The 13,577-nt window shown below is 70.1% G+C and carries 10 protein-coding genes; 7 read left to right on the forward strand and 3 right to left on the reverse strand.

What is annotated here, in order from left to right:
- Window positions 1-2 precede the first annotated feature (2 nt).
- The 3 genes from yidD to rpmH all read right to left on the reverse strand — a co-directional run bounded on the left by yidD (window position 3) and on the right by rpmH (window position 1,091).
- Window positions 3-296, reverse strand: coding sequence for a membrane protein insertion efficiency factor YidD (gene yidD, locus HNP84_RS00870; RefSeq protein WP_185047374.1), 294 nt, complete (start codon window positions 294-296; stop codon window positions 3-5).
- A 163-nt stretch (window positions 297-459) separates the two neighbouring features.
- Window positions 460-840, reverse strand: a complete 381-nt coding sequence (gene rnpA, locus HNP84_RS00875; RefSeq protein ID WP_185047375.1) for a ribonuclease P protein component — start codon at window positions 838-840, stop codon at window positions 460-462.
- Between the two features lie 113 nt (window positions 841-953).
- The gene (gene rpmH / locus HNP84_RS00880; RefSeq protein ID WP_020547366.1) at window positions 954-1,091 is read right to left on the reverse strand and encodes a 50S ribosomal protein L34; all 138 of its coding nucleotides are present in this window, start codon (window positions 1,089-1,091) and stop codon (window positions 954-956) included.
- Window positions 1,092-1,670: 579 nt separating this feature from the next.
- Here rpmH and dnaA point away from each other — a divergent pair.
- From dnaA to gyrA, 7 genes are all read left to right on the forward strand, one after another.
- Complete coding sequence (dnaA, locus tag HNP84_RS00885) at window positions 1,671-3,737, forward strand: chromosomal replication initiator protein DnaA (RefSeq protein WP_185047376.1); 2,067 nt, start codon at window positions 1,671-1,673, stop codon at window positions 3,735-3,737.
- Window positions 3,738-4,329: 592 nt separating this feature from the next.
- Window positions 4,330-5,466 carry a DNA polymerase III subunit beta gene (dnaN, locus tag HNP84_RS00890; protein ID WP_185047377.1) on the forward strand — a complete coding sequence of 379 codons (1,137 nt, stop codon included), beginning with the start codon at window positions 4,330-4,332 and terminating at the stop codon, window positions 5,464-5,466.
- A gap of 159 nt (window positions 5,467-5,625) precedes the next feature.
- Entirely contained in the window at window positions 5,626-6,564 is a 939-nt protein-coding gene (gene gnd / locus HNP84_RS00895; RefSeq protein ID WP_185047378.1) for a phosphogluconate dehydrogenase (NAD(+)-dependent, decarboxylating), read from the forward strand.
- A 75-nt stretch (window positions 6,565-6,639) separates the two neighbouring features.
- Entirely contained in the window at window positions 6,640-7,896 is a 1,257-nt protein-coding gene (gene recF, locus HNP84_RS00900; RefSeq protein WP_185047379.1) for a DNA replication/repair protein RecF, read from the forward strand.
- Between the two features lie 166 nt (window positions 7,897-8,062).
- Window positions 8,063-8,524 carry a DciA family protein gene (locus tag HNP84_RS00905; RefSeq protein ID WP_185047380.1) on the forward strand — a complete coding sequence of 154 codons (462 nt, stop codon included), beginning with the start codon at window positions 8,063-8,065 and terminating at the stop codon, window positions 8,522-8,524.
- A gap of 366 nt (window positions 8,525-8,890) precedes the next feature.
- Window positions 8,891-10,834 (forward strand): DNA topoisomerase (ATP-hydrolyzing) subunit B, encoded by a 1,944-nt coding sequence (gyrB, locus tag HNP84_RS00910; RefSeq protein WP_185047381.1) that lies wholly within the window; start codon window positions 8,891-8,893, stop codon window positions 10,832-10,834.
- A gap of 42 nt (window positions 10,835-10,876) precedes the next feature.
- Window positions 10,877-13,390 carry a DNA gyrase subunit A gene (gene gyrA / locus HNP84_RS00915; protein WP_185047382.1) on the forward strand — a complete coding sequence of 838 codons (2,514 nt, stop codon included), beginning with the start codon at window positions 10,877-10,879 and terminating at the stop codon, window positions 13,388-13,390.
- Window positions 13,391-13,577 lie beyond the last annotated feature (187 nt).

A 13,577-nucleotide genomic window follows, 5' to 3' on the forward strand; every position in this document is an offset into this window, starting at 1 on the left:
AGCTAGCTCCCTTGCTTATCGAGGGGTCGGATCGGGCGCGGAGGGACGGGATCGACTCCTCCGGGATGGAAGGGGTGGCAACGCCCGATTCGCCGGATCGTCAGCCATGAGCCGCGCAGTGCGCCGTGTACGGTGATCGCCTCCAGCCCGTACGCGCTGCACGAGGGATAGAACCGGCACCTGGGCCCGAGAAGCGGGCCGATGAAGGCACGGTAGAAGCGGATCAAGGCCAGCAGGACGCGGGCCGCCGGGCCGGAGCCGGTCTCCGCGACGGGGGTGTGCCGCACCGCGCTCATGATCGCGCCCGTGGCATGTGTCGGCGCCCCGCACGCCCGTCACGCCCCGCGCACGCCCTTTCGGTACGCGTGCCGCGGTGGCGCCGCCCGCCCGCGGCGGGGTGCGGCGTGCCGCGGTGCCACGGGCGCGGGGTGCTGGGTCGCTCCCGGCTCGACTGCTCGGTCATACTCGTCCATCCGTCCGGGCCTGGTGGTCAGGCCCTCGCCGCCTGAGTAAACGATCCAGCGCGACGTCGAGTTCGGCGGCGAGGTGCTCGCTTCGCGCGGACGCGGCCGGTGGGTTGGCGCGTACAACCAGCAGGCTACCCCGCGGAAGGCGGTGCAGACGGTCGCGCATCAGGTGTCGCAAGCGGCGTTTCACCCGGTTGCGCACCACCGCGCCGCCGACGGCGCGGCTCACCACGAAACCCACCAGCGGCGGCTCGGCGACGTCCTCGCGCACCTGAAGGTGCGCGACCAGCGTGGGGCGGCCGGCGCGGTTCCCCCGCCGGATCGCGGCGGCGAACTCGTCGCCCCGCCGCATTCGGGATCCGGACGGCAACACGGAATGGACCTCTCGGAAAAACCCCGGCAGGTACGGCCATCGCCCGCCGCACCTGCCGGGGGCGGTGGCGGACGGGCGACGGACTCGGCTTCCTGATCCGGCGGTGGGGGCCGTCAGGCCGACAGCTTCTCGCGGCCCTTACGGCGGCGGGAGGCCAGGATCGCGCGGCCCGCGCGGGTGCGCATGCGCAGCCGGAAGCCGTGGGTCTTCGCGCGGCGACGGTTGTTCGGCTGGAAAGTACGCTTGCTCACGAGTGGGCTCCAGGCTTCGGTCGCGTCTCGCCGGACGCGGACGCTTCGCTTCATTCACAGGGCTGGCTGTCGGCTCACGTGAATGGCCTGCGCTTGCGCGAGGGCATGCGAAATAGCCGTCACAACACAAGCCGACCGTCGTACGTTACGGGGCGCGCCCCTTCCAGGTCAAACCGGAGGCCGGCCCGGCGCGGGGTTATCCACTAATCCACAGGCGGGTTGTCCACGGGTCCACATGCGGCTTCTCCACTCCGGTCCCGTCATCCACAGGATGTGCACACAGCCTCCCCCGACCTGCCACTAGGCTGTGGACAACGTCTTGAACACGGATGTGCACACGGCTACTGTCGGCCCTCCGGACCTTCCCTCCGATGCTTGTGGACTGTGCCTGCAACCGACCCCGCAGGCTGTGCACACGATGTGGATGGGCTGTGGATCTCCGGTGGAGAACCCGCGGCGACCAGGTTGTGGATACGAGCGGCTACGAGGGGTATCCGGCACCGCCGCAGGGCAGCGGGCGAGGCCGGGTGTGGATGAACGATCGCGGGGGGCCGCGGCAGGAAGGAGGGCAGCCGGACCATGGACGCTGTGGAACTCGGCGCGGTGTGGAGCCGGTCGCTGGAGAACTTTCTCAACAGCAGCGTCCCGATGCAGCACCGGGCCTGGCTCGCCATGACCCGCCCCCTCGGCCTGGTCAACGACACCGTCGTGCTGGCCGCCCCCAACGACTTCGCCAAGGACGTGCTGGAGAGCAAGCTCCGGCCGCTGATCGCGCACGCGCTGTCGCAGGAGTTCGGCCACCCCATGCGGGTCGCGGTCATGGTCGATCCGATCGCCGCCGGCCCGGAGGAGAGCGGGCCGCGCCCCGCCGAGACGTATCCCCAGCTTCCCGGATCGGGCTATCCCCAGCACGGCGGCCCGCAGCCTGACTATGGACAACCCGCATCTCCCCAGGTGGGAGCGGGGTCGGGCGGCCAGCAGGGCTACCCGCACGGCGCCGGTCACCCGGCGTTGTCCACCGAGTATCCACAGCATCATCCACAGGGCGGCGGGCATCGGCCCGGTTCGTATCCCTATGGGGGAGAGGACGGAGCCCAGCCCTTTCTGCCCGGCTCCCAGGACGGCGCCCCGGCGGAGGGCGGGCGGCATCGCGCGCCTCCCGGGCAGGGCGTGGTGCTCCCCGGCACGGTGGTGCCCGGCGCCCCGTACGGCGACGCGCGGCACCAGGCGTACGGGGGCGATCAGTACGACGGTCAGTACGAAGGCCAGTACGACGGCCAATACGAAGGCCAATACGAAGGCCAGTACGCCGGCGCCCCCGAGCGCGGCGGCGACGGCCAGCAGGCGGGGCGGCCCGTCCCGTACGGCGAGGCGCGGCAGGGCTCGCCCGACTTCTCCGATCCCTCGCTCGACGCCCCCACGCTGAGCTTCGACGCGTCCGCCCTGTTCGGCGACGGCAAGGGCGCCGCCCAGGTGGCCGGGCCCGGCGAGGGGCAGGGCGCCGACCGGCAGGACCGTCCGGCGCCGAGCCCGGCGGCCCCCCACGGCGCGCCGCCGCCGCAGGCCGGGCAGAACCGGTGGGACGGGCGCGGCGCCCGGCCGGGGGAGCCCGCGCGGCTGAACCCGAAGTACACCTTCGAGACCTTCGTCATCGGCTCCAGCAACCGCTTCGCGCACGCGGCGGCGGTCGCGGTCGCGGAGGCGCCGGCCAAGGCGTACAACCCGCTGTTCATCTACGGCGACTCGGGGCTGGGCAAGACGCACCTGCTGCACGCGATCGGCCACTACGCCCAGAGCCTGTACGACGGCGCGCGGGTGCGCTACGTGAGCTCGGAGGAGTTCACCAACGACTTCATCAACAGCATCCGCGACCACAAGGCCGACGGCTTCCGCAGCCGCTACCGGGCTGTGGACATCCTCCTGGTGGACGACATCCAGTTCCTGGAGGGCAAGGAGCAGACCCAGGAGGAGTTCTTCCACACCTTCAACACCCTGCACAACGCGAACAAGCAGATCGTCATCTCCAGCGACCGGGCGCCCAAGCAGCTCGTCACGCTGGAGGACCGGCTGCGCAACCGGTTCGAGTGGGGCCTGATCACCGACGTCCAGCCGCCCGAGCTGGAGACCCGGATCGCGATCCTGCGCAAGAAGGCGATCCAGGAGGGGCTGGCCGCGCCGGGCGATGTGCTGGAGTACATCGCCTCGCGGATCTCCACCAACATCCGCGAGCTGGAGGGCGCGCTGATCCGGGTGACCGCGTTCGCCAGCCTGAACCGGCAGTCGGTGGACCTCCAGCTCGCCGAGGTGGTGCTGAAGGACCTGATCACCGAGGACTCCGGGCCGGAGATCACGGTCGCGATGATCATGGCGCAGACGGCGGCGTACTTCGGGATCTCGATCGACGACCTGTGCGGCGGCTCGCGCTCGCGGGTGCTGGTGACGGCCCGGCAGATCGCGATGTACCTGTGCCGCGAGCTGACCGACATGTCGCTGCCCAAGATCGGGGCCCAGTTCGGCGGGCGTGACCACACCACGGTCATGCACGCCGACCGCAAGATCCGCTCGCTGATGGCGGAACGGCGCTCGATCTACAACCAGGTGAACGAGCTCACCGGCAGGATCAAGCAGCAGTCGCGCAACGACTGATCCCGGCAATACACGACTTGTCGTCATTTATGGCTGTGCACAGCCTGTGGATAACGCTGTGGATCGATGTGGACGGAGCCGATCGGCCGGTGTACACGGGGCTCCGGCGCTCGCGACGATCATCAGAGGCGGGGAGACGCCGGGAAAGGCTGGTCAGAGGCTGGGGATAACTCTGTGTACAACCCTGTGCACAACCTGTTGATAACTTGTGGAGAACCTGGGGAAGGGCTGTGAACTCTTTACCTTCGGGTCCGCAAAACGGACACGTACCCGGTGGATAACCTGTTGAAACCTTGTGGAGAACCGGTGGATGACGACCCCGCCATCTGGGGATGGACTGTGGGCAACTCTCGGTCATCCCCAGCCGAACAAGTTTCCAACAGGCGTCACCCACAGTGCCAGTGGATAGAAAAACCGGGGCTGACCTGCGGAAACGATGGTTACCCACAGTATCCACACCCCCTAATGAGATGACTCCCTATGTCTCTCTCCAAGAAATCAAAAACCCATAGAGGGGTTCCCTCCCAGCCAGGGTCCGGGAGGGTGAACACTTGAACCCCGACGAGAGCCGAACCAACAGGAGGCGATCCCCGTGATGTTCCGGGTCGATCGAGACGTACTCGCCGAGGCCGTCGCGTGGACGGCGCGCAGCCTCCCCGCGCGCCCGTCCGTGCCGGTGCTGGCCGGCATGCGGCTGGAGGTCACCGAGGACCACCAGCTCAAGCTCTCCGGCTTCGACTACGAGGTCTCCGCCGAGGTCACGCTGGAGCTGCAGACGGGCGAGCCCGGCGTCGTGCTCGTCTCCGGCCGCCTCCTCGCCGAGATCACCCGCGCTCTCCCCGCACAGCCTGTGGACTTCGTCATCGACGGCGCCAAGGCCGTGGTCACCTGCGGCAGCGCCCGGTTCACGCTGCTGACCATGCCGGTCGAGGACTACCCGACCCTCCCCGCGATGCCGCCGGCCGCGGGCCGGGTCGGCAGCGACGTGTTCGCCTCCGCCGTCGCCCAGGTCGCCACCGCCGCGGGCAAGGACGACACGCTGCCGATGCTGACCGGCGTGCGCATGGAGATCGAGGGCGACATGGTGACCCTCGCCGCCACCGACCGCTACCGCCTCGCCGTGCGCGAGCTGAAGTGGCAGCCCGACCAGCCCGACATCTCCGCCATCGCGATGATCCCCGGCAAGACCCTCGCCGACACCGCCAAGTCGCTCACCACCGGCGCTGAGGTCGAGATCGCGCTCAGCTCCACCGGCGGCACCGGCGAGGGCATGATCGGGTTCTCCAGCGGCGGCCGGCGCACCACCACCCGCCTGCTCGATCCGGAGTTCCCCAAGTACCGCTCGCTGCTGCCCACCGAGTTCTCCGCCCGCGCCGACCTGGCCACCGGGCCCTTCGTCGAGGCGGTCAAGCGCGTGGCCCTGGTCGCCGAGCGCAACACTCCGGTGCGGCTGTCCTTCCGCGGCGAGGAGGTCGTGCTGGAGGCCGGCAGCGGCGACGAGGCCCAGGCGGTCGAGGTGCTTCCGGTCGAGTTCGACGGCGACGAGATCAACATCGCCTTCAACCACCAGTTCCTGCTGGAGGGCCTGGGCGCGATCGACTCCGACGTCGCGCGGCTGCAGTTCACCACCGCCACCAAGCCGGCCATCCTCACCGGCGGCAAGCCCGCCGACACCGGCACGGTGCCCGACTACCGCTACCTGATCATGCCGATCCGCCTGTCGAGCTGATCGCGGGTGAACCCCCGCTGGGCGGCGTGCGTACCGGCTAGGATCTCCCGCGGGGGGAGCGAGCCCGCACGGCCGGCGCCGGTCGGTTTGACGCGCCACCCACCGGGAAGGCCGTGTGGCTGTGCGGCCGGGGCGAAACCGAGGATGAGGGGGGCTCTCATGCAGATCGGCATGGTCGGGCTCGGCAAGATGGGCGGCAACATGGCCGAGCGCCTGCGCCGCGGCGGCCACGAGGTCGTCGGCTACGACCGCAACCCGGAGGTCAGCGACGTCCCCAGCCTGAAGGACCTTGTGGACAGCCTGGCCGCCCCCCGCACGGTGTGGGTCATGGTGCCCGCGGGCCCGCCGACCCACGCCACGATCGAGCAGCTCGGCGAGCTGCTGTCCGAGGGCGACCTCGTCATCGACGGCGGCAACTCCCACTACGTGGACGACCAGAAGCACGGCGCCCAGCTCGCCGAGAAGGGCATCGGCTTCGTCGACGTGGGCGTCAGCGGCGGCGTGTGGGGGCTGGAGAACGGCTACGCGCTGATGGCCGGCGGGTCCGAGGGCGACATCCGCCGCCTGTGGCCGGTCTTCGAGACCCTCAAGCCCGAGGGCGACGGGTTCGTGCACGCGGGCGACGTCGGCGCGGGCCACTTCGCCAAGATGGTGCACAACGGCATCGAGTACGGCATGATGCAGGCCTTCGCCGAGGGCTGGGAGCTGCTGGAGGCCGCCGACGTCGTCAAGGACGTGCCCGGCACGTTCGCGAGCTGGCGCCATGGCACGGTGATCCGCTCCTGGCTGCTCGACCTGTTCGTGCGGGCGCTGAACGAGGACCCCGACCTGTCCGACCTCCAGGGCTACGCCCAGGACTCCGGCGAGGGCCGGTGGACCGTCCAGGCCGCGGTCGAGCACGCCGTGCCGCTCCCGGTGATCACCTCGGCCCTGTACGCGCGCTTCGCCTCCCGCCAGCCCGACTCCCCCGCGATGAAGGTCGTCGCCGCGCTGCGCAACCAGTTCGGCGGCCACGCCGTCGCCTCCAAGGAGGGCGCCCACGCCAAGGGCGCCGACTCCCCCGGCGCCGACGTCGCGCCGCCGCGCGAGGTCTCCTGAGCGTTCCGGAGTCGTGACATACCCGGCGGCACGGGTGTGACGACGGTGAGTCCTGAGGCTCGGTAACCTTCCTGGGTGCACGTCGCCCACCTGTCGCTGGCCGATTTCCGGTCCTACGAGTCCGTCGAGCTCGACCTGGAGCCCGGCGTGACGGCGTTCGTGGGCCCCAACGGGCAGGGCAAGACCAACCTGGTCGAGGCGCTGGGCTACGTGGCCACGCTGTCCAGCCACCGCGTCGCCGGCGACGCCCCCCTCGTCCGCCACGGCGCCACGCGGGCGATCATCCGCGCGGCCGTGGTCAAGGACGACCGGCGGGCCCTGGTCGAGCTGGAGATCAACCCGGGCCGGGCCAACCGCGCCCGGCTGAACCGCTCCCCGGTCCCCCGCCCGCGCGACGTGCTGGGCCTGCTGCGCACGGTGCTGTTCGCGCCCGAGGACCTCGCGCTGGTCAAGGGCGACCCGTCCGAGCGGCGGCGCTTCCTGGACGACCTGCTGGTGGCGCGGGCGCCGCGGTTCGCCGGGGTGCGGGCCGACTACGACCGGGTGCTCAAGCAGCGGGGCGCGCTGCTGCGCACGGCGGCGCTGGCGCGGCGCGGGCGGGGCGGCCCGCGCCGCGCCGAGAGCGAGGCCGCGTTCGCGGCGGCCGGCGCCGGCGACGTGCTGAGCACCCTTGAGGTCTGGGACGCCCAGCTCGCCAGGTACGGCGCGGAGCTGCTCGGGGCGCGGCTGGAACTCGTCGAGGCGCTGCGCCCGCTGGCGGCCGAGGCGTACGCCGCGCTGGCCCCCGGCTCGGGCGCGGCGACCCTGTCCTACCGCAGCACGTTGTCCACAGGTGGGGATACCGAATCCGATGTGAGCGCCGGTGGGGGCGTGTCTACGGGGTTGTCCACAGAGTCCCGTTCCCTGGGGATAACTCCTGCGGTGACCGATCGCGACGCCCTCGCGGAACGGCTGCGGGCGCGTCTGCTGGAGGTGCGCCAGGCGGAGCTGGAGCGGGGCGTGACGCTCGTCGGGCCGCACCGCGACGAGCTGTTCCTGGGGCTCGGCGACCTGCCCGCGCGGGGCTACGCCAGCCACGGCGAGTCGTGGTCGTTCGCGCTGGCGCTGCGGCTGGCGGCGTACGAGCTGCTGCGGGCCGAGGGCACCGACCCCGTGCTGATCCTGGACGACGTCTTCGCCGAGCTGGACACCCAGCGCCGCAGGCGGCTGGCCGAGATCGTCGCGCCGGCCGAGCAGGTGCTGATCACCGCCGCGGTACCCGAGGACGTGCCCGCCGAGCTGTCCGGGGCCCGATTCGACGTCTCGGAGGGGAGCGTGACCCGTGTCGCCTGAGCCCGAGCCCCGTCCACAGCGTTCACAGAGTCCACACGGTCCACAGAGTCCACAGGTGCCTCCGCGTCCGGCTGTGGACCCGATGGCGCCCATCCGTCCCCAGCCGGCCGGTCCTGTGGAAAACATCACACCCACGCCCCAGAGCGCGGCCGCGCGGGGGGCCGCGATGGCACGCGAGAAGCTCGCCCAGGCGAAGGCCGACGCCGCCCGGCGCGGGCGCCTGCCGCGCACCGAGCCGCGCCGCAAGGCGTCCGGCGGGCGCCGCGACTCCGGCGATCCACAGCTTTTCGGACGGGCGATCCGCGAGTTGCTGGCGGCCCGCGGCTGGGAGCGCGAGGTCGCGGTCGGCGGCGTGTTCGGCCGCTGGGCCGAGATCGTCGGGCCCGACCTGGCCGCGCACACCAGGCCCGAGACCTTCGCCGACGGCGAGGTCGTCGTCTCCGCCGACTCCACCGCGTGGGCCACGCAGGTGCGTCTGCTCGCTCCGACGCTGGTCAGACGGCTGAACGAGGAGCTGGGCGACGGCATGGTGCGCCGGGTGAAGGTGCGCGGCCCGCAGAACGGCCCGCGCCCGTCGGGCGGGCTGCGGGTGAAGGGCACGCGGGGGCCGCGTGACACCTACGGCTGACATCTCCGTTCGCAACAGCCGCCACATGCGCGACGCGGCGGCGTACCGGCGATCGGCCGGACGCTGAGAGTCCGAATCGGCCAGCGCGGCGTCTGCGGCGACGATCGTCGCGCCCGTGGGGGGATGCTTGACCGAGGGGTGAACGCGGGACAGGGCATCACAGCGGCCGTCAATGCCCCTTCGGGGCTTCAGGACCGGTAGAATGGAAAGCGATTCCGGACACGTCCGCTTGCGTGTCACCCCGGCGGCCTGACGCCGATTCCCTTGGGTGAGCGCATCGGGGCACTCACGACGGTGACGGGCACGGCAGGGGACGCACATGCACACGCCTCCTCGGCCGCGTGTCCGCGGCAGGAGGATTTGCACTTGTCCTACGACGCTAGCTCAATCACCGTACTCGAAGGGCTTGAGGCGGTCCGCAAGCGCCCGGGTATGTACATCGGCTCGACCGGCGAGCGTGGCCTGCACCACCTGGTGTACGAGGTGGTCGACAACTCGGTCGACGAGGCCCTGGCCGGCTTCTGCGACACCATCGAGGTGACGCTGCTCGCCGACAACGGGATCAGGGTCGTGGACAACGGCCGCGGCATCCCGGTCGGCATCGTGCCCGGCGAGGGCCGCTCCGCCGTCGAGGTCGTCCTCACGGCGCTGCACGCCGGCGGCAAGTTCGACAGCAAGTCCTACGCGGTCTCCGGCGGTCTTCACGGCGTGGGCGTCTCGGTCGTCAACGCGCTGTCCACCGCGCTGGAGGTCGAGGTGCGCACCGACGGCCACGTGTGGCGGCAGTCGTACGACCACTCGCGGCCGACCGCGCCGCTGGCCAAGGGCGAGCCCACCGACGAGACCGGTACCAGCATCACCTTCTGGGCCGACGGGTCCATCTTCGAGACCACCACCTGGAACTTCGAGACCCTCTCGCGGCGCTTCCAGGAGATGGCCTTCCTGAACAAGGGCCTGACCATCACGATCCGCGACGAGCGGCCCGAGTACATCAACGGCGAGCCGCGCGTGGTCACCTACCACTACGAGGGCGGCATCTCCGACTTCGTCCGGCACATCAACTCGAAGAAGGAGGCCGTGCACAACACGGTCATCGACTTCGAGGCGCAGGGCGACGGCATCTCCGTCGAGATCGCCATGCAGTGGAACAACTCCTACACCGAGTCGGTCTACACCTTCGCCAACACGATCAACACGGCCGAGGGCGGCACCCACGAGGAGGGCTTCCGCGCGGCGCTGACGTCCATCGTCAACCGCTACGCCCGGGAGCAGAAGTTCCTCAAGGAGGGCAAGGACGACAACCTCACCGGTGAGGACGTCCGCGAGGGCCTGACCGCGATCATCTCGGTGAAGCTGGCCGACCCGCAGTTCGAGGGCCAGACCAAGACCAAGCTGGGCAACACCGAGGCCAAGTCGTTCGTCCAGAAGGCGTGCAACGACTTCCTGCGCGACTGGTTCGAGCGCAACCCCGGCGAGGCCAAGGAGATCATCAACAAGTCGCTGCAGGCGTCCCGCGCCCGCATCGCCGCCCGCCAGGCGCGCGACCTGACCCGGCGCAAGTCGCTGCTGGAGGCCGGCTCCGGCCTGCCCGGCAAGCTGGCCGACTGCCAGTGGACCGAGCCCGCGAAGTGCGAGCTGTTCATCGTCGAGGGCGACTCCGCCGGCGGCTCGGCCAAGGGCGGCCGCGACCCGAGGTACCAGGCGATCCTCCCGATCCGCGGCAAGATCCTCAATGTGGAGAAGGCCCGGATCGACAAGGTGCTCAAGAACGCCGAGGTCCAGGCGCTGATCACCGCGCTCGGCACCGGAGTGCACGACGAGTTCGACATCTCCAAGCTGCGCTACCACAAGATCATCCTGATGGCCGACGCCGACGTGGACGGCCAGCACATCACCACGCTGCTGCTGACGCTGCTGTTCCGGTTCATGCGCCCGCTGATCGAGGCCGGCCACGTCTACCTGTCCCAGCCCCCGCTCTACAAGATCAAGTGGGACCGCCGCGGCGACGACGCGTCGTACGCCTACTCCGACCGAGAGCGCGACGCGATCATCCAGGCCGGCATCGAGGCCGGCAAGCCCGACCCGCGTCCCCGCGACAACGTGCAGCGGTTCAAGGGTCTGGGCGAGATGAACGCCAGCCAGCTCTGGGACACCACGATGAACCCCGACACCCGGCTGCTGCTGCAGGTCACCCTCGACGACGCGGCGCAGGCCGACGAGCTCTTCAGCGTCCTGATGGGCGAGGATGTCGAGGCCAGAAGGTCCTTCATCATCAGGAACGCCAGGGACGTCCGGTTCCTCGACGTGTAACCCGCTGAACTCGGCTGAACTCCACAAAGGATCGAATTTCCCGTGACGGAAGTGAACACCACCCCGCCCGGACCGCCGGCGGACCGCATCGAGCCGGTCGACATCCAGTCCGAGATGCAGCGCAGCTACATGGACTACGCGATGTCGGTCATCGTCTCGCGCGCGCTGCCCGACGTCCGCGACGGCCTGAAGCCCGTCCACCGCCGCGTCCTGTACGCCATGTACGACGGCGGCTACCGCCCCGACCGCGGCTACTTCAAGTGCTCCCGCGTCGTCGGTGACGTCATGGGGTCCTACCACCCCCACGGCGACAGCTCGATCTACGACACGCTGGTCCGCCTGGCGCAGCCCTGGTCGCTGCGCTACCCGCTGGTCGACGGCCAGGGCAACTTCGGTTCCCCCGGCAACGACCCGGCCGCGGCCATGCGCTACACCGAGTCGAAGCTCGCGCCCATCGCCATGGAGATGCTGCGCGACATCGACAAGGAGACGGTCGACTTCCAGCCCAACTACGACGGCCGCTCCCAGGAGCCCGTCGTACTGCCGTCGCGGTTCCCCAACCTGCTCGTCAACGGCTCCAACGGGATCGCGGTCGGCATGGCCACCAACATCCCGCCGCACAACCTGCGCGAGGTCGCCGAGGGCGTCAAGTGGTGCCTGGACCACCCCGAGGCCACCGACGAGGAGCTCCTCGAAGCGCTGATCGCCCGGATCAAGGGCCCCGACTTCCCCACCGGCGCGCTGATCGTCGGCAAGCGGGGGATCGACGACGCGTACCGCACCGGGCGCGGCTCGATCACCATGCGCTCGATCGTGGAGGTCGAGGAGGACGCCAAGGGCCGTCAGTGCCTGGTCGTCACCGCGCTGCCGTACCAGGTCAACCCGGACAACCTCGCGCTGACCATCGCCGACCTGGTCAAGGAAGGCCGGATCACCGGCATCGCCGACGTGCGCGAGGAGTCCTCCCAGCGCACCGGCCAGCGCCTGGTGATCGTGCTCAAGCGCGACGCGGTCGCCAAGGTCGTGCTGAACAACCTGTACAAGCACACCCAGCTTCAGACCACGTTCGGCGCGAACATGCTGGCCCTGGTCGACGGCGTGCCGCGTACGCTCCGGCTGGACCAGTTCGTGCGCTACTACGTCGCGCACCAGGTCGAGGTCGTCGTCCGCCGCACCCGCTACCTGCTGCGCAAGGCCGAGGAGCGCGCGCACATCCTGCGCGGCCTGCTCAAGGCCCTCGACCGCCTGGACGAAGTGATCGCCCTGATCCGGTCCTCCGAGTCGGCCTCCGCGGCGCAGCAGGGCCTGATGGGCCTGCTGGACATCGACGATGTCCAGGCCCAGGCCATCCTGGACATGCAGCTCCGCAAGCTGGCCGCGTTGGAGCGCCAGCAGATCCAGGACGAGTACGACGGCCTGATGGCGCAGATCGCCGACTACAACGACATCCTGGCCTCCGAGGCCCGGCAGCGGCAGATCGTCGGCGAGGAGCTGACCGAGATCGTCGCCAAGTTCGGCGACGACCGCAAGACCGAGATCATCGCCTACGACGGCGACATGTCCATCGAGGACCTGATCGCCGAAGAGGACATGGTCGTCACGATCACGCGGGGCGGCTACGCGAAGCGTACGAACACCGACCTGTACCGCGCGCAGAAGCGCGGCGGCAAGGGCGTACGCGGGGCGCAGCTCCGCCAGGACGACATCGTCGACCACTTCTTCGTCACCACGACCCACCATTGGCTGCTGTTCTTCACCAACAAGGGCCGGGTGTACCGGGTCAAGGCGTACGAACTGCCCGACTCCGGCCGCGACGCGCGCGGCCAGCACCTCGCCAACCTCCTGGCCATGCAGCCGGACGAGGTGGTCATGGAGGTCCTGGACCTGCGCGACTACGACGTGGCCCCCTACCTGGTCCTGGCGACGCGCAGCGGCCTGGTGAAGAAGACCAGGCTCGCGGAGTACGACTCCCCGCGCTCGGGCGGCCTCATCGCGATCAACCTGCGCGAGGACGACGAGGTGATCGCGGCCCGGCTGGTCAACGAGACCGACGACCTGCTGCTGGTCTCCCGCAACGCCCAGTCCATCCGCTTCACCGCCTCCGACGAGGCGCTGCGCCCGATGGGCCGCGCCACCAGCGGCGTCATCGGCATGAGGTTCGTCGAGGGAGATGAACTTCTGTCGATGAATGTCATCCGAGACGGCGATGATGTGTTGGTCGCGACCGAAGGTGGGTATGCGAAGCGCACACCGGCTGAGCAGTATCCGGTGCAGGGACGCGGCGGTAAGGGTGTGCTGACTGCGAAAATCGTCAGCTCGCGTGGCAAGCTTGTCGGTGCCGTCATGGTCAAGCCCGAGGACGAGGTCTTCGCGATCACGTCCGCGGGCGGGGTGATCCGGACGAGCGCCGCAGAGATCAAGCAGTCCGGCCGCCAGACCATGGGAGTGCGCCTGATGAACCTCGCGGAGGGCGACAGCGTGGTGGCCCTCGCCCGGAACGCCGAGTCGGAGTCGTTGGAGACTGTGGAAGACGCGGACTCCGGGGGAGGAGAGTAACCCATGAGTGCCCAGTCGAACTCGGGCGGCGCTGGAGGCGGCGGCCCGACGAGACCCAATCCCGCGCAGGCCGGCGCCGGCGGCGCGGGCTCGGGCAGGCGGAAGTCGCCGCCGGCGGCTTCATCATCCCCCTCGCGTAACCGGGTGACGGAGAAGATGGACAGAGCCACCGAAAACGATACGATCA

The organism is Thermocatellispora tengchongensis (genome assembly GCF_014202315.1).
GTDB classification, from domain to species: domain Bacteria; phylum Actinomycetota; class Actinomycetes; order Streptosporangiales; family Streptosporangiaceae; genus Thermocatellispora; species Thermocatellispora tengchongensis.